Annotated in this window: 12 protein-coding genes; all 12 read left to right on the forward strand. The window is 65.0% G+C overall.

All coding sequences use genetic code 11. The features are described from left to right. The first annotated feature begins 71 nt into the window (after positions 1-71). A complete protein-coding gene (locus H4I92_RS09825; RefSeq protein ID WP_143512653.1) occupies positions 72-947 on the forward strand; it encodes a hypothetical protein in 876 nt (291 codons plus the stop codon). Further along, positions 944-2,674: a S8 family peptidase gene (locus H4I92_RS09830; protein ID WP_143512654.1), complete on the forward strand. Its 1,731-nt coding sequence runs from the start codon at positions 944-946 to the stop codon at positions 2,672-2,674. The genes H4I92_RS09825 and H4I92_RS09830 overlap by 4 nt, the downstream gene beginning before the upstream one ends. Then, complete coding sequence (locus tag H4I92_RS09835; RefSeq protein ID WP_218668190.1) at positions 2,664-3,809, forward strand: glycosyltransferase; 1,146 nt, start codon at positions 2,664-2,666, stop codon at positions 3,807-3,809. The genes H4I92_RS09830 and H4I92_RS09835 overlap by 11 nt, the downstream gene beginning before the upstream one ends. Further along, positions 3,772-4,905 carry a glycosyltransferase gene (locus tag H4I92_RS09840; protein ID WP_077530422.1) on the forward strand — a complete coding sequence of 378 codons (1,134 nt, stop codon included), beginning with the start codon at positions 3,772-3,774 and terminating at the stop codon, positions 4,903-4,905. Before H4I92_RS09835 ends, H4I92_RS09840 begins: the two co-directional genes overlap by 38 nt. Positions 4,906-5,101: 196 nt before the next feature. Then, the gene (locus tag H4I92_RS09845) at positions 5,102-6,661 is read left to right on the forward strand and encodes a hypothetical protein (protein ID WP_179105682.1); all 1,560 of its coding nucleotides are present in this window, start codon (positions 5,102-5,104) and stop codon (positions 6,659-6,661) included. A gap of 279 nt (positions 6,662-6,940) precedes the next feature. Continuing rightward, positions 6,941-8,137, forward strand: a complete 1,197-nt coding sequence (locus H4I92_RS09850) for a CaiB/BaiF CoA transferase family protein (RefSeq protein WP_077530423.1) — start codon at positions 6,941-6,943, stop codon at positions 8,135-8,137. After that, complete coding sequence (locus H4I92_RS09855) at positions 8,134-9,078, forward strand: hydroxymethylglutaryl-CoA lyase (RefSeq protein ID WP_218668191.1); 945 nt, start codon at positions 8,134-8,136, stop codon at positions 9,076-9,078. The genes H4I92_RS09850 and H4I92_RS09855 overlap by 4 nt, the downstream gene beginning before the upstream one ends. Further along, entirely contained in the window at positions 9,068-10,054 is a 987-nt protein-coding gene (locus H4I92_RS09860) for a WD40/YVTN/BNR-like repeat-containing protein (RefSeq protein ID WP_077530424.1), read from the forward strand. The genes H4I92_RS09855 and H4I92_RS09860 overlap by 11 nt, the downstream gene beginning before the upstream one ends. After that, complete coding sequence (locus tag H4I92_RS09865; RefSeq protein ID WP_218668192.1) at positions 10,054-12,411, forward strand: efflux RND transporter permease subunit; 2,358 nt, start codon at positions 10,054-10,056, stop codon at positions 12,409-12,411. Before H4I92_RS09860 ends, H4I92_RS09865 begins: the two co-directional genes overlap by 1 nt. Before the next feature lie 15 nt (positions 12,412-12,426). Beyond that, entirely contained in the window at positions 12,427-14,106 is a 1,680-nt protein-coding gene (locus tag H4I92_RS09870; RefSeq protein ID WP_077530426.1) for a DUF1302 family protein, read from the forward strand. An 11-nt stretch (positions 14,107-14,117) separates the two neighbouring features. Continuing rightward, a complete protein-coding gene (locus H4I92_RS09875; protein ID WP_077530427.1) occupies positions 14,118-15,383 on the forward strand; it encodes a DUF1329 domain-containing protein in 1,266 nt (421 codons plus the stop codon). 73 nt (positions 15,384-15,456) lie between these two features. Next, entirely contained in the window at positions 15,457-17,526 is a 2,070-nt protein-coding gene (locus H4I92_RS09880) for a hydantoinase/oxoprolinase family protein (protein ID WP_077530428.1), read from the forward strand. Position 17,527: the final 1 nt, after the last annotated feature.

Raw genomic sequence — 17,527 nt, forward strand, 5'->3', positions numbered from 1 at the left:
ACAAGTCTGTGTATTGGGAGGCACTGTTGAGGGCGCGCTGGCTCTGGCCTGTTATTGGGATGGCTGCGGTATTGACCGCATGCTCGGGAGGCTCCGGTGGGGGCGGCTCCGAAGAACCGCCGCTGGCCGAGCGGGAACAGGCCCAGTCCTACCGGGTGCTGACGCCGATTACCCTTCCGGATGAAAGCGGTGAACGCGAGCGGCCGGTTCCGGAGCCAGACGCGGACGCCGTGGCGTCGGTGGCCACGGACCGCGCCGATGCGCTCGGGGTGGCGCTCTCGGCGGGCCGCGTTGTGCTCACCCCCAAAGACGTGGACCGCCCCGTCACCGCCAGGGTGGCCCTGCTGGACGGCGAGGGCAGGCGTGTGCTGGCGTTTGACGTGAACTTGGTGAACGAGGCCGGCGAGCCCGAACGCCGCCGCGCCCAGACCTGGCTTGAGTCACGGCCCGAGGTGCTCGCGCTGGCCGAGGACTGCGCGCTGGCGCGCACGGTGGCGGCTGCGGCCTATTTCAACCATGAACTGGACTATCCCGCTTACCGTGAGCTCACGCGTGGCCTGGGTCTGCCATTCACAGGTGAGGCTCCGGAGCTGGAGGCGGCGTTCGCTGATCTCAGCAGTGCCCTGGCGGCTTACCGCCAGGGCGAGTCCGCCATCGATGCCCTGGCGGCCCAAACGGATGCGGTGCGTGATGCGGCCCAGCGTCACCAGAGCCAGCACGCCGCCGGGCCGGTGGCTCGCGCCCATGACGCCATGCCCCCCTGGGCAGCGCCACCCGAGCGTGGCCTGCGTTACCACTCGCCTTCCGGGCGCGTATCCTCGTTGACGGGGAACGCCAGCGTCGGCAGCCAGGGCAGCGATGGCTGGCGGTTTGATGCGCAGTGGGCGCATCTGGCGGGCATACCCACCGGGGCTGGTGTGCCGGAGTGCCAGGAGGAAGCACCATGAGTATCGGAGTGAGGGCCGGCATCGCGGCGGTGCTGGCAGCCGCGCTGGCGGCGCCTGCTATGGGTGCCGGCAGTGCCCGGCTGATCGTGCACTATGAGCCGGGTGCCATGCGTCTGGGTGCAACCCTGGGGTACGCCGAGGTGGTCGCGCAGCGCCGGGGCCGGGAGGTGTTGCGGGTACCCGAGTCATCGGTTGCCGCTGTTCGCAGGGACCTGCGTCGCCGTGCCGGTGTGCGGGTGGTGGAGCGTGACGCGCGCCGTACCCGCCCACCACGGATGCCGCAAGAGCGCGGGGCCGATGGCGTGGTGCGGGCCCGCAATACGCTGGGGCCACCCGCCGTGGATGACAGCGGCAACCCGTTGTTCAATGATCCCTACTTCCCGGCGCAGGACTACTGGGCGGACCCCGCGGACCAGCCGCAACGGGCGGGTGCATCGGATTTTGCCGGTGCTGTGAGCGCCACCCGCGTGGTCGAGCCCCCGCGGGTGGCCGTTCTGGATTCGGGCGTGGCCGGTTACCAGGGAGGGCCTGACTGGGCAGGGGGCGTGAACCTTGTCTCTGAAGAGGCGAACGGCCGCGGCTCGCTGGCACCCAGTGAGTGGCGCATACTGCCGCAATACCGGGAATGGTGTGACACAAACACGGCACGTCACGGCAGCCAGATCGGTGCGGTGATCGCGGCGCCGCGTGATAACGGCACGGGTATTGCCGGTGTTGTGCCTGGTGCGGATCTGTACGCGGGGCGTGTGCTCAACTGTGAGGGCAGTGGCCGGGTCTCGGATGTGGTTGATGCCATTGATTGGGCGGCGGGGGTGGACTCAGGCCGCCCGGGTGTAACGCCGCTTTCGGAGCCGGTGGACGTCATCAGCCTGTCGCTCGGTGCCGAAGGGGCGTGCTCGTTCTCCGAGCAGGAGGCCATCGACCGAGCCCGCGACAGGGGCGTGCTGGTTGTTGCGAGCGCGGGCAATGATCCGGCGCGCGAGCCCGAGGATTCGGCGCCGGCGAACTGTGACGGTGTGCTGGCGGTGACGGCCGTGGATGCCGCCGGTGACCATGTGGTTGGAGGCGTGAGCGTGGGCGCGGGGGCGGATCTTGCGGCCCAGGGGTTTGAGGTGGCCGTGGAGGACGACCGTGGCATTCAGTGGCTGGCCTCCGGCACCTCGTTCTCGGCGCCCATGGTCTCGGCAACAGCGGCGTTGGCATTGGCGAATGTGCCGTCGCTGCCCGTGAGCGAGCTGGAGCAGGCGTTGCGGGGCACCGCAAGGCCGCCACAACTCAGTGCGGAGGCGCAGGCTCAGGGCGTAACGCAGTCGGACTTTGGGGCTGGGATTGTTGATGCACTGGCTACGCTCGAGGCCTTGGCGGGCGCACGCACCGATCCCCGTGGCGCGGCCCTGGGGCCCCCGTTGCAGGGCGTCCGTTCCCAGGCGTTGCGCACGGCGGCGGGCGCCGCGCTGGCGGCTGGCGGCCTGGTCAGTGATCCGCAGCGGTTGCGTGAGCTCAGCGTGAGCGAGGCGTTCCCGCGCTCGGAGATGGTGCTGTTCTCGGTCGCGGCGGACCAACCGCTTCAGCTGAGCCGGGCCACGGAAGTGGCGGCGTCTCCGAATCAGCGTGTCATGGTGGGGGTACTCGAGTCCGGCCGGGACTACGCTCTGCAGTTCTGCGATGGAGCCGTGGGGGAACGGGTGTGTGAAAGTGAGGCACTGGTGCCACTCAGTGGGGAATAGCTCTGGCGGCGCCATTGCGTATGACGGGCTGTTCTGCCGGGGCGGCGCGGAGCATCTGACCCTGGCGCTCGCGCGCGGGCTGGCGGGTACGGATGTGGTTGTGGGCGGCCGCAATGCCGCCGCCTTTCCGGCGCAGTGTCTTGCCGACCTCCGGTGTCTTGAGCTGGGGTGGGCCCCGCCTGTGACCCAGAGGGCGTTACGCACCCTGACCGGGCTTTATCGATTCCGCTACCGGGCTCAATGGCTGGCCCGCTACGACTGGGTTGTATTCAGCGGCGCCAATGCGCCCCAGGGTGTGTGGCACCGTTCTCAGGGGGGCAATATCTACTATTGCCACACCTTGCCGCGCTTTGCGTTCGATCTTTATGACGATTATATTGCCGCAATTCCACGCTGGCAGAGGCCGCTGTTCCGGGCGCTGGTGGCCCAGGTGCGGCGTTATTACGCCGCTGCCATAGCCAGGATGGACGCCATTGTTGCCAATTCCAGTAATGTGCGTGGCCGGCTTGAGCATTATCTTGGGCTGAGCGCACAGGTGGTGCACCCGCCCTGCGACACAGACGGTTATCAATGGCTGGCGGATGAGGGGTTCTTCCTCTCCACCGCACGGCTTGAACCCTTCAAGCGCGTGGAGCGTTTGATTGAGGCCTTCCGTTCGCTGCCCGAACATGAGCTGGTGGTAGCCTCTGGGGGCTCACAGGAACAACAGCTGCGGCGCCTTGCCGCCAACTGCCCGAATATACATTTTACCGGCTGGCTCTCGGCAGAAGCACTGCAGTCGTTGACGGGCCGCGCCAGGGCAACGCTCTATGTAGCGCAGGACGAGGACTTCGGTATGTCGCCGGTGGAGTCCATGGCGGCTGGTAAGCCGGTAATCGGTGTGGCGGAAGGCGGCCTTATTGAGACGGTGCTGGAGGGGCAGACAGGTATCCTGTTAAGCGAACCCGACCCGAAGGCCATTGCCGAAACGGTGCGGGGCATGACGCAGGCGCGCGCGGCTACCATGCGCCCCGCCTGTGAGGCGCGTGCGAGTCACTTTGCAACCGGGCGGTTTGTGAAGGCAATGGCAGAGGTGATTGATTCAGTTCGGGGGGAGCGTGCGGGTTCTACATGTTTACAGGACTTACTTTCCTGAAAGCCAGGGCGGGCTGGAGGAAACCATCCGCCAGATCTGCATGGGCACGCAGGCACTGGGTGTAAGCAACCGGGTGTTCACCCTGGCCCCTGGCGCCTCCGGTGAGGTGATCCAACGCCCGGAGGCGGCGGTTGTTCGCCACCGGTTGGATGCGGAAGTGGCTTCCTGTGGGCTTTCGCTGCCGGCGATCCGGGCATTCCGGCAGGAGGCGCGGCAGGCGGACCTGGTGCATTATCATTTTCCCTGGCCTTTTGCGGACCTGCTGCATCTGCTGTGCGGGGCGCGTACGCCGTCGGTTCTGACCTATCATTCGGATGTGATCCGCCAGCGGCGGCTGATGGCGCTCTATGGCCCCCTCATGTGGCGGTTTTTGAAAAGTGTGGATCGCGTGGTGGCGACCTCCCCGAACTATCTGGCGTCGAGTCCGGTTCTGCAGCGGTTGCCGGAAGGCGCGGATGTCATTCCCATTGGACTGGATGAAGCGAGCTACCCCACGCCGTCGCAGGCCGATCTGGCCGAGGTGCGGGCGCAGGTGGGGCGTGATTTCTATCTGTTCGTGGGCGTTCTTCGTTACTACAAGGGCCTGCACACACTGCTTGATGCCGTAGCCGGCACCGATCTGCCCGTGGTCATTGCCGGCGCCGGGCCCGTGGAGGACGAGCTCAGGGAGCGCGTTCGCCGCGAGGCGCTGGAGAATGTGGTTTTCCTCGGGCAGGTTTCGGATGCGCAGAAGATGGCGCTGTTCCAGCTCAGCAGGGCGGTGGTGTTCCCCTCGCACCTGCGCTCGGAGGCCTTCGGGTTGACGCTGGTGGAGGGCGCTATGTGTTCACGCCCATTGATCTCGGCCGAGATGGGCTCTGGCACAAGTTACGTCAATGCCCATGATGAGTCGGGGCTGGTGGTGCGCCCGGCGGATGCCAGAGACCTGAGGGCAGCGCTGCAGCGCCTGCACTCGGATGAGGCATTGGTGGCACGGCTGGGGCATGGCGCTCGTCAGCGCTATGAGCGCCTGTTTACCGGGCAGTGCATGGCAGAGGCTTATTATGGGCTCTATCAGCGGCTTCTGGGTGCTACGGAGCCCACGCCGGGAGGATGAGCCGCATGCCTGGCGCCATGGCCGCAGGCGGGGTGTGCAATCGGGCGAGAAGCTGTAACAGAAGGTTGCAGTGAGGTAACCGGGGAGTGGCTACTGTATCCCACTGTAAAGAGGGGTTTTTTCTGGTCAAAACCGCTATTAAACACAATTTTGCAACCGTAGTATTGCTTCTGTAATCCAGTCAGAGGCAAGAGCCATGGTCCTTCCCAATCATCATTCCTGTTTCAGGCTTCGCGTTCTGGCCGCCGTCATCGCCGCATCAGCTGTAGCCGGCTGTGGTGGCGGTGGCAGTGATGGTGGGGCCTCAGCCAACCAGTCCGGCTCCAGGGAAGGAGCGACCACTGATGCTCAGGAAGACGCCGGGGACCCGTCTTCGTCCACCACGAACGTTGAAATCAGTGGGACGGCCATCAAGGGCCGCATGATGAAGGCGCTCGTTACCGCCCATCCGGTTGTACCAGGGCCGGGTGGGAAGCCTGTTGTTCGCGACCAGCCATTGGGTGAACCGGTGCGCACTGGGGAGGCGGGGGAGTTTTCCCTGAGTGTCCCCGAGGATCGCGAGGGCTGGGTTGTACTGCGCCTGAGTGTTGATGACCAGACGCGCATGATCTGTGATGTGCCCGAGGGCTGTACTGACCCGCGCACGGGGGAAACGCGTGCTTTTGGGCAGCCGGTTTCGTTGCGAGCGGATCTGTCGCTCAGCACCGCGCATGACCCGCGAAGCAATGGCAATGCACATCTATCGCCGCTGTCTGACCTCGCCCTGGCGCGGGCGCGCCAATCCGAGCAGGGGCTTACCGGGGCCGGCCTGAGAGCGGCGTACCGTGAAACCGATGAGGCCTTCGGCCTGGCTCCGGACACCATCCGCAACACCCGGCCCGCCGACCTCACGGCACTGAATCAGGCGACGGATTCGACGCAGGCGGTGCGCGTTGCCGTCACCAATGCCGCGTTCCTGGCCTGGGCCAATGGCTCAGCGGGGATGACGCTGAGTGAGGTGCTGACGGAGGCGCGGGGGCAGGTCCAGGCCCGAGGGGGGTTGGAGCTGCATTCCGACGATGGCGCTACCGTGAACCAGCTGTCCATTATTGAGGCGAGTGCTGATCTTTCCAATGCGCTGTCAGCGCGGACAGGGGATGCGCTGTCGGTTGTACTGAATAACAGTGAAAACTGGGCAGTTGAACGTTTTGAGCAGACAGCCAGTCAGGCAGGGCTGATTACGGGGCCCCAGCCCGAGCCTGAGCCGGAGCCTGCACCCGCGCCTGAGCCTGAGCCGGAACCTGAACCTGCGCCCGAGCCGGAGCCTGAGCCCGAGCCTGAGCCCGAGCCCGAGCCTGAGCCCGAGCCCGAGCCTGAGCCCGAGCCCGAGCCTGAGCCCGAGCCCGAGCCCGAGCCCGAGCCCGAGCCTGAGCCCGAGCCTGAGCCCGAGCCGGAACCTGCACCTGAGCCTGAGCCGGAACCGGAACCGGAGCCGGAAGTGCCGGCTCAGGCCGCCAAGCTTTCGTGGGATGCGCCGCTAACCCGTGTTAATGGCGACGCTATAAAGATGGGTGAAATCGGGGGCTATAAGTTGAAATACGGTCAGGATCCCGAGAACCTTGAACAGTCGGTTGATATTGCCGATGCGCACCAGACTGAGTACTTGCTGGAAGACCTTGAAGAAGGTGAGTGGCATTTCACGGTCGCCACTTACGATACCGAAGGGCGTCACAGCCGGCCTTCAAACGCAGCCAGCAAGGTGATTGAGGCACCCTGAATGCTCCTGCAATGACATGCGAACAGGTATTTCATGGAGGTGCAGCGGTGAAAGGGTCTCCCTTTCACGATGAAATGCCCTCCTGAAATACCTCGGCTTCTACGTATTGCTTTCCTTTCATTAACATCCTTACAGAACAACGCGTTAACAGCGTCTTGGTCGTTTCCGAACGCTCTGGCACAGCGCCTGCAATAACTCAGGCAGAGCTGAACCAGAGATTGAACGTGCAGGAGGTGGAGCCTCCTGCGTTCCCGGACAACAACAAGGCGCTGACCAGCCATGACCAAACCACTCGAAGATGTGCGGATCATTGATCTGACGCACATGCTCTCCGGACCCTACGCCGGCATGCTGCTGGCGGACCTCGGAGCGGAGTCGATCAAGGTTGAGCCGCTCAAGGGGGAGGGCACCCGCTCGCTGCTTGCCGGTAATCCCAAGTTCTCCCACGGCGGGCAGGGGGCGTACTTCATAACCCTCAACCGCAACAAGAAAAGCGTGTGCATCGACCTCAAGAGCGAGGATGGCCTGGCCATCTTCTATGACCTGGTGCGCGATGCGGACGTGGTGCTGGACAACTTCTCCGCCGGCGTCCCCACCAAGCTGAAGATCGACCACGAGCACCTGGCGGAGATCAACCCGCAGATCATCACCTGCTCGGTCACCGGCTTCGGCGAGGACGGGCCGAACTACCAGCGCCCGGCCTTCGACCAGGTGGTGCAGGGCATCGGCGGTGGCATGTCGATCACCGGCCATGACGCCGAGCATCCGGCGCGCGCGGGCATTCCCATCGGCGACCTGGGCGGTGGCATGTTCGCGGTCATGGGCATCCTCTCGGCCCTGCACTCGCGCACTACCCATGGCTACGGCCAGCACGTGGACATCTCCATGCTCGACTGCCAGGTCAGCATGCTCAACTACATGGCCACCATGTATTTCCTCTCCGGCGAGAACCCCTCGCCCATTGGCAACAGCCACTTCGTGCACGTGCCCTACGACGCCTTCCGCACCAGCGATGGCTTCGTGATCATCGCGGTGATCTTCGACAGCTTCTGGGACAACCTGGTGGAGCTGCTCGACATCGATGAACTGCGCGACCCGGAATACCGCACCCAGCCCGGGCGTTTTGCGGACAAGCACCGCATCAACGGCATCCTCACCGAGCTGCTGCGCACCGAATCCACGGCGCACTGGGTGGAGCTGCTCTCCGGCGCCCGCATTCCCTGTGCCCCAGTGAACAGCCTTTCCGATGCCCTGAACGACCCGCAGGTGCTGTTCCGCAACATGGTGGTGGACATTCCCCAGCCGGATGGCGGCACCGTCCGCGCGCCGGGCAATCCCATCAAGCTCTCCATTGACGACCCCGATTCCTACACACCGCCGCCGCTGCTGGGCCAGCACACCAGTGAGGTGCTGGAGAAGCTGGGCTACAGCGCGGACCGGATCCGCTCACTTCTGGATAAGGGGATCGTTGGATGATGGTGCCGGCAGTAAGCGATTCAGTGACCATTAACGAGGTAGGCCCCCGCGACGGGCTCCAGAGCCAGGGCAAGACCCTGTCGCCGGGGCAGCGCCTGGACCTGATCGAGCGCCTGGTTGGCGCCGGTCTGCGCCACGTGGAGGCGGGCAGTTTTGTCTCGCCCAAGGCCGTGCCGCAGATGGCCGGCACGGATGAGGTCTTCCACGGTCTGCCCGCAAAGGATCAGGTGCGCTACGCCGCCCTGGTGCCGAACATGAAGGGCTATGAACTGGCCGTGGCCGCCGGGGCGCGCGTGGTGAACGTGGTGCTCTCGGTCACCGAGACCATGAACTACGAGAACATCCGCCGCACTGTGGATGAATCCGCCACCGACTTTGAGGGGATCCTCGAGCGCGCCAGTGCCGAGGGCGTTGCGGCCCAGGCCTATCTGGCCGTGGCCTTTGAATGCCCCTTCGAGGGGCCGGTCAACCCGGAGGTGGTCCGCCATTACGCCGATCGCATGACGGCGGCCGGCGCGCAAAAGATCATCATCGCCGACACCATCGGTGCTGCCAACCCGAAAGGGGTCCAGGCAGTGCTTGAGGCTGTTGGCGCTGTGGTGCCGGTCAGCCGGATCGCATGCCATTTCCACGACACCCGCGGCATGGCCCTGGCCAATGTGCTCGCCTCGCTCAACTACGGGGTCCGCGAGTTCGACGCCTCCATCGGTGGCCTCGGTGGCTGCCCGTTCTCACCGGGGGCCACCGGCAATGTGGCCACCGAGGACGTGGCACTGATGCTCGATGCCATGGGCTACGACACCGGCATTGATCCGCTGGCGCTGGTGCCGGTGGTCCGCCACGCCCAGGCGCTGACTGGAACGGAGCTCGGAGGCAAGAGCTTCCAGTGGCTTGCCCGCCAGCACGATGGCCAGCAGGGAGGTGAACCCAATGGTTGCTAAGGTCTTCGGATTCGTCGCCCAGATCGCCCCCTGGGCCGTTGTCGCCAGCCTTGGCTACGCCGCGGCCTTCATCCACCCAACGGTGGAACCGCTGCCCCTGCCTCAGCCGCTGACCGAGCCACGGGATATCTTCTACGACGTGGCCAGTGCCAACGGCGAACGCTTCTGGTTCGTGGGCAACGCGGGCACCGTGCTGGAAGGCACCCGCGAGCCGGAGGGCTGGGAACGCCACGCCATGCCGGAGCCGATCAACCTCCAGGGTGTGGCCGTGACGCCCGAGAACACCGTGGTCGCCGTGGGTAACGAGGGGGCGGTCTTCATCCGGCGTGCCGGTGGGGAGGAATGGACCTCCCAGCGTCTGCCGGTCTCCGAGCGTGCCGGCAAGATGGTGGATGCGGCCTGGCTCAACGGCGCCCTCTGGGTGGTCGGTGAGATGGGCGCGATCTTCCGCAGCGACGATGGGGGCCGCAACTGGCAGTCCCTGGGCCTGGATAAGGACATCGGCCTGAACGACATCGAGACCGATGCGGACGGCACCCTCTGGATCACCGCCGAGTTCGGGGACCTGATCCACTCGACGGACAACGGCGAGAGCTGGAAGACCCGCAACTTCGGCTCCGAAAGCCTGCGCTCGGTGGCCTTCGCCGGCGACGGTACAGGCGTGGTGGTCGGCAACAACGGCGCCATGCTCCACCGCTCTGGCGCCGACAGTGGCTGGCAGTCCCTCGAGTCGGTCACCTCCGAGCACCTCTACGACGTGGGCTTTGACGGTGAGCGCTGGCTGGCCGTGGGCAACTCCGGTGCCGTGATCGCCTCCGGCAACGGCGAGGACTGGGAGAAGCTGCGCCCCGAGGGCTTTGGCAGCGGCTACCACACCCGCCTGAACACCACTGAACGCGGCACCGTGATCGCCGGCCAGACCATTGGCCTTCTGCGTGCCTCCACCTGGAACACCTGGCCGGTAGAGGAGAACTGATGATGTCGCTCAGTCGTTTCGCCCAGGCTCTGTCCGAATTCTGTATCCGCCATCGCAAGCCGGTGACCGCCCTGATCGTGATCTCCACGATCGCCATGGCCGCGCTGCTCACCCGCCTGGAGGTCTACACCGAGTTCAGTGACATGGTGCCCCAGGGCCACCCCTACGTGGACGTGCACGAGGAGTACAAGGAGACCTTCGGGGGCTCGAACAAGGTCTCGATCATGGTAGCCGCCGAGGAGGGCAGCATCTTCCGCCGTTCCATCCTCAAGGAGGTCCAGCGCATCACCCAGGAGCTGGCCAAGGTCAGCGGCGTGAACCCCTTCCAGATCACCTCCCTGGCCTCGCGCAAGCTCAAGTCGGTCAACGCCTCCTCCCGGGGCATCGAGAGTGTGCCGCTGATGTGGCCGGATGTGCCGGAGACCCGCGAGGGCGTTGAGACACTGCGCGAGGCGGTGCTCAACAACCCCATGGTCTACGGCATCTACGTCTCCAATAGCCAGGACTCGACCCTGATCCAGGTGGACTTCTACGACAACCTGGTCGATTACAGCAAGATCTTCCCCCAGATCCAGTCGATCCTGGACGAGTCGCCGGTGAAGAACCAGGTGAACCATCACCTTGTGGGTCAGCCGGTGCTCTACGGCTGGGTGAACCATTACCTGGGCGAGACCGTGAACATCGCGCTGGCCTCGCTCGGGGCCATGCTGCTGGCGCTGTTCCTGCTCAACCGCACCTGGCGCGGAACCCTGCTGCCGCTGGTCAGTGGCGTGGTCTCCACCATCTGGGCGCTGGGCATCGGGGTGTTGCTGGGCTTCAACTTCGATCCGCTGGTGATCGTGGTGGCGTTCATCATCACCGCGCGCTGTTTCAGTCACGCGGTGCAGCTGATCACCCGTTTTGACGACCTGTGCGACGGCGAGGGCATCCAGCCGAAAAAGGCGGCGGAGATGACCATGAAGGAGCTGTTCCGGCCCGGGCTGCTGGGGCTGGTCTCGGACGCCGGCGCCATCCTCTGTGTGGTGCTCACGCCCATCCCGCTGCTGCAGAAGGTCTCCATCATCGGCGCCATCTGGGTGCTGACCATTGGCTTCTCCGCCGTGATCCTGACCCCGGTGCTGCTGAGCTGGGTGAAGGCGCCGCTGCGCAACGCCCACCCGCTGAACCTGCGCTTTCTGCTGACAGCGGTGCTGACCCTGGCCGTGAAAGTGGTGGAAGGCCGCGGGCGTTACGTGGTGCTGCCGGTGACCGCCATCGCCGTGGGCCTGCTGGTGTTCAAGGCCACGGACCTGACCATCGGCGATGCCACCCCGGGCTCCCCGATCCTCTGGGAGGATTCGTCCTTCAACCGGGACAGTGCCCTGATCAATGAGAACTACCCGGGCACCGAGCAGATGTTCATCGTGCTCTCCGGGGACGAGAACGACGTGCTCAAGCGCCCGGACGTGCTCGACTGGATGCAGCGGTTCCAGCGCCGGATGGAGCGCATGCCGCAGGTCGGCGGCAGCCTGTCGCTGGCGGACATCGTGGTGGATGTGCGGCGCAACCTCTACGAGGGCAACCCGCGCTACCGAGAGCTGGGCAACGCCCAGATCGAGAACGGTGAGCTGATCAGCTTCTACATGCAGGGCGCGGCGCCGGATGACCTGGCCCAGTACGCCGACCCCATGTTCCGCAACGGCTCGGTGATCATGTTCCTGCAGGACCGCCAGGGCGAGACCCTGCGCCAGGCCACGCATCAGATCAACCGCTTCATCAACGAGAACCCGCTGGACGGCGTGGATGTGCGCATGGCCGGCGGATCGCTGGGGATCATCGCGGCGGTCAACGAGGTGTTGCTGCGCGACCAGGTCGAGGCCATCGCCCTGGCCCTGCTGGTGGTGATCATTTCCTGCCTGGTGGTCTATCGCTCCTCGGCCAGCGGCATCTTCTTCATGGTGCCGGTGCTGATCTCCAACGTGGTGACCTTCGCCTTCATGGCCTGGCAGGGCATCGGCATGAGCATCAGCACCCTGCCGGTGGTCGCGCTGGGCATCGGTCTCGGGGTGGATTACGCCTTCTACATCGTGGACTCCGTGAAGGAGTACCTCGAGAAGGAACCCGACGGTGATGCCGTCGAGGCCATCCGCCAGTCCCTCTATTCCGCCGGACGCGGGGTGCTGCTGACGTCAGTCACCCTCGCCGCCGGTGTGCTTCTGTGGTCCTTCTCCTCTCTGCGTTTCCAGGCGGAGATGGGGCTGCTGATCGGGTTGTGGCTGCTCGTTTCAGCGTTCACGTCGCTGTTCGTCATGCCCTCCCTGGTAAGGGTGCTGCGCCCGAGGTTCATCTTCGGCCAGCCCGCTCCTTCCTCAAACTGACAACGGGTAAACAAGATGACTACACACAATAAAGACGGCTTTGTCCGGAACGGTGTCCCGGGGCGTCTGCTGCTGGCGGGAGCGGTCATGGCAGCCTCGGCCGGGGCCACCACTACCGTCCACGCCCAGGAACAGAACTGGCTGCTCAAGGACTGGGAAATCAACGGCTACCTGCGCCAGTACGTGGGCATGAACCTGGAGAACCCGACGCTGATCGGCCCCGGCCCCAATACCTTTGATGGGCAGCAGGAGGATGACTACAAGTACGACCTCTCCATGCTGCGCACCGTGGGCAAGCTGAACCTGTTCCGAGAGTTCGACGACGGCACCCGGGTCAAGCTCTCCGGCCGAATGTCGCGCGAGGTGAACACCGAGTACATGCGCGACATGCAGCGGGTGGCGGATGAATGGGCACGCACGGGCCCGGAGAGCGAGGCGTACCGGGATCTCAGGCGCGACGTCTATGACGATGAACAGATCCGCGAGGCCTGGGTCCAGACGGAGCTGACCGACAGCACGGAGCTCAAGCTTGGCCGCCAGCAGGTGGTCTGGGGCGAGACGGACTTCTTTCAGCTGATGGACGTGATCCACGGTTACGACTTCCGTTGGCGGTCCTTCCTCGAGCCTGAGAATGAGGAACTGCGCAAGCCACTGAACATGGTGAATATCCGCCAGCGCATCGGCGATGGCGGCCTGCAGGCGATCTACATTCCCGGCAAGCTCAATGATAAGGATGATTTCGGCAACAGTTATGACGTTGAGGGCGGACGCTGGGCGAACCAGCCCAATCGGGGTGTCCAGTTCCAGTCCGCGCCTTTCGGGGCCGGTGTGCGCTACAACTACGAGCACCCCGAGGCGGATGTGGAAGACGGCGCCTACGGCCTGCGCTGGAGCAGTACCCTGGGTGACTGGGGCTACTCGCTGGCCTGGTTCCATGGGCCCAACCCGAATCCGGTGGCCAACCCGAACCCGGCCCTGAACAACACCGCGCCCCAGCTCAGCACTGGACCGTACGAGGGCGTCTATCAGGGAGACCCCGGCTGGGCTGGTGAGTTCATCTTCCCGACCATCGATGTGTTCGGCGTAACGGCGAACAATTATTTCCCGGCACTGGATGTGGTGTTCAGCACGGAGCTGGCCTACATCCCGGACGCGCCGTACAACTTCGGTGTGGAAAGCAACGGTGCTGCCCCGACCGGCGAGGCGTGCGGGTTTTTCCCCGGGTTCTGTGGTATTAAGGAGAAGAACCTCTTCCGATCGATGTTCCGCATCGACAAGCAGCTGGACCTCACCGACCTGATCGGCACCAGCCGCCCGTCGTTCGCCAGTATCCAGATCTTCAACAACTGGATCACGGATTACGAAGGCAGCGACCAGCTGATCAACACCGCTGGTTTCGGCGGCAAGACCGAAGAGTTCAGTTCCATCCTGACCGCCGTGCTTTCGGCGAACTACGCCAACGACACGGTGAATCCGTCACTGGCCGCGGTCTCCGACCTGACCTATGGCGGTGGCGTGATCATACCGGCTGTTGAACTGGTACAGGGGGACCACATCCGTATTCGTCTCGAGGGGAACTTCTTCTTCCACGAGACCGACCAGGACCGCCCACTGCAGGGTTTCAACGACACCAACCTGTTCGGGTACTTCTCAGGCAATGACCAGCTCATGGCCCGCCTGACCTACCAATTCTGAGGAGAACAACAATGACCATCCAACCCACAATCCGAAAGATGACTCTGGCGCTGGCCATGGCGGCCGGTTCCAGCGGGGCCCTGGCGGCGGCGCTTTCCCCGGGGGACAAACTCAGCGCGGACAACCTGGAGCAGCGCCTCCAGGATACCTTCGAGGGCAACACCATTGAGTCGCTGCTGACCGATGTACAGCAGCGCCTGATCCAGGAGGAGGGGCTGGTGATCACCCTCAAGGAATCCGAGCCCGTCAAACTGGGCGAGGATTACATGGCGGCCACCGAGAAGTATTCGGACCAGGCCACCTTCGACCCCGAGACCCGGCTGATGGAAGGCTGGGTGGCGGGCATGCCGTTCCCGGATGTGACCGAGGACACGCCGCACGCGGCGGAGAAACTGGTGTGGAACCACCACGTGGCCCAGCCCACCAAGAACTTCCAGGACTACCCGAAGTTCGCCTACCTGTTCGTGGATGACGAGGATGGGCTGGAACGCCGCCAGGAATGGGTGTTCAAGCGCTTCTACACCAAGGGGCGCCTGGGCGAGGAAGAGACCGAGGTGGGCGATGAGGATGTGCTGTTCAAGCAGCTGCTCTACGCCACCTACCCGAACGACATCCGCGGCCTGGGCCTGTTCACCATCCGCTACGACGGCCCGCAGCTGGATGACAGCTGGGCTTACCTGAAAACCGTGCGCCGGACCCGGCGGCTGTCCGGCGGGACCTGGATGGACCCGATCGGCGGTACCGACCAGCTCAACGACGACATCGAGATCTTCAACGCCCACCCGACCTGGTACCCGGAGTACAAGCTGCTGGGCAAGCGCACCATCCTGGCCGTCGCCCACAGCCAGAACCGTTCCTGGAACCTGGACGCCAGCGGCCCGGAGGAGTTCCCGATCATCGACCTGGACGACGCCCCGCACTGGAACCCCCAGGACGAGTGGGAGCCGCGTGACGTCTGGGTGATCGAGGCCACCGCGCCGCCGGAGCACCCCTACAGCAAGAAGGTCATGTACATGGACACCGAGTTCCCCCGCTTCTACATGGCGGACGTCTATGACCGCAAGGGCGAGTTCTGGAAGTGGATGAACTACAACCTCAAGACCGTGCCCACCGAGGACGGGGATCGCGGGATTGTCTCGGCCGCCGGCTTCACCATCGACTACCAGCGTCGCCACGCGACCATCTTCATCCTGCACCCGGATGTGCGCCTGAACACGCCCGGAACCGGTCCTGAAGACATCAGTCTGCGTGAGCTCGAACGGGCGGCGGAACGCTGATGCCTCGCCTTTCAACAACAGAGCAACGGGCGGGCGCCGCCCGTTGCCACCAATCGTCTGTAGGAGAGCATCTATGAGCTTCAGATTGGGTGTGGATGTCGGGGGTACGTTCACGGACCTGCTCCTGATCAACGATGCCACCGGCGAGGCGTTCACCTGCAAGGTGCCCTCAACGCCGAGTGACTCCTCCCAGGGGGTGCTCAACGGCATTGAGCAGATCTGCCGCACGTCCGGGGTCAAGCCACAGGACATCACCTCGGTGATGCACGGCACGACCGTGGCCACCAACGCCATCCTGACGCAGAAGGGCGCGCGGGTGGGGTTGGTGACGACCCGGGGCTACCGCCAGGTCCTGCACATCGCGCGTTCCTACGTGCCGGGCGGCATCGGCGGCTGGGTGATCTTCAATAAGCAGCCCCTGCTGGCCTCGCTGGAGGACACGGTGGAGGCCCATGAGCGCATCGGCGCCAAAGGGGATGTGGTCACGCCGCTGGATGACAACGACATCCGTGGCAAGCTCCAGGCGCTGAAGGAAGCCGGGGTTGAGGCGGTCACCGTCTGCCTCATCAACGCCTACGCCAATGGCGAGCACGAGCGCCGCATCGGCGAGATCGCGGCGGAAGTGATGCCGGACATTCCGGTGTCGCTTTCCTCGCGGGTGGTGCCCGAGATGCAGGAGTACGAGCGCACCGAGACCACGGTGGTGAATAGCTTTGTGCACCCGGAAGTCTCGAGCTACCTCTCTCACCTGGAAAAGGAAATCGCCCACCGGCTGGCCGATGACGTGCACCTGTCGATCCTGCGCTCGGACGGCGGTCTGGCGGCGAGTGAAGCGGCGGCGGCAACGCCGGTCAACCTGCTTCTGTCCGGGCCTGCCGGGGGCGTGGCCGGGGCCATCTGGTTTTGTTCGCGCGGCGGTTTCGACCGGGTTCTGACCTTTGATGTGGGGGGAACGTCCACAGACGTGGCCCTGATTGAGAACAGCAGCGCCCGCCTGCGTCGCGAGACCCAGGTGGGGGATGTGGCGGTGCGCGCACCCTCGGTGGACGTGCGCACGGTTGGTGCTGGTGGCGGTTCCATTGCCTTTGTGCCGGAGCTGACCAAGGCCCTGCGCGTGGGCCCGGACAGCGCCGGCGCCACGCCGGGCCCGGCGGCCTACGGCCAGGGCGGTGAGGCCCCGACGGTGACCGACGCGGACGTGGTGCTGGGCTACCTGCCCGCCGACCAGAAGCTGGGCGGCAACATGGCCCTGCGCAAGGATCTGGCGGAGAAGGCCGTCCAGAAAGTGGCGGATGCCATGGACCTGTCGATCAAGGATGCCGCCGAGGGCATCGTGCGCATTGCCAACGAGCACATGTTCGGCGCGCTGCGCCTGATCTCCGTGGAGCAGGGCTATGACCCCCGGGACTTCGCCCTCTGCGGCTTCGGTGGTGCCGGCCCGCTGCACGCCAACGCCCTGGGCATCCTCATGGACGCCTGGCCGGTGATCATCCCGCCCTCGCCGGGGGTGCTCTGTGCCTACGGCGATGCCACCACCCGGGTCAAGGACGAAGCCTCGCGCTCACTGGTCAGGGGCTTCTCAGGCCTGACGAAAGACGACGTGGTCGCGACCCTGGACCAGCTGACCCAGCAGGTGAACGACTCCCTTGCCGACCAGGACATTCCACGGGACCAGCAGGTGGTGACCTGGGAGGCGGATGTGCGCTACCAGGGCCAGGCGCTGCTGCTGACCCAGGTGGTGGAGCCGGAGACCCTGCGTGGCGAGGGCCTGGACGTGCTCCGCCGCGCCTTCGATGCCGAGCACCTGCAGCTGTTCAGCTTCTCGCTGGATGAGGAGCACGAGCTTGTGAACCTGCGCGCCACCGCCAGGGCACCGCGCCCGAACATCCGCGAGCGCCAGTGGGCGGTCAGCGAGACCAGCTCGGAGGTCGCCATCGTCGGTGAGAGCCCGATCTACTACGAGGGCCGGGACTACAACGCCACGCTGTACAACCGCGACCAACTGAGTCCGGGCCATGTGGTGGCGGGGCCAGCCATTGTCATGGAGATGGACTCCACCACCGTCATCCTGCCCGGTTACCACGCCACCGTGGACAGGGTCGGGAACCTTCTGATCGAGCCTGCCAGTCCGGGTAAGGAGTAAC

Source organism: Vreelandella halophila (assembly GCF_019903425.1).
In the GTDB taxonomy this organism is placed as follows: Bacteria; Pseudomonadota; Gammaproteobacteria; order Pseudomonadales; family Oleiphilaceae; genus Halospina; species Halospina halophila.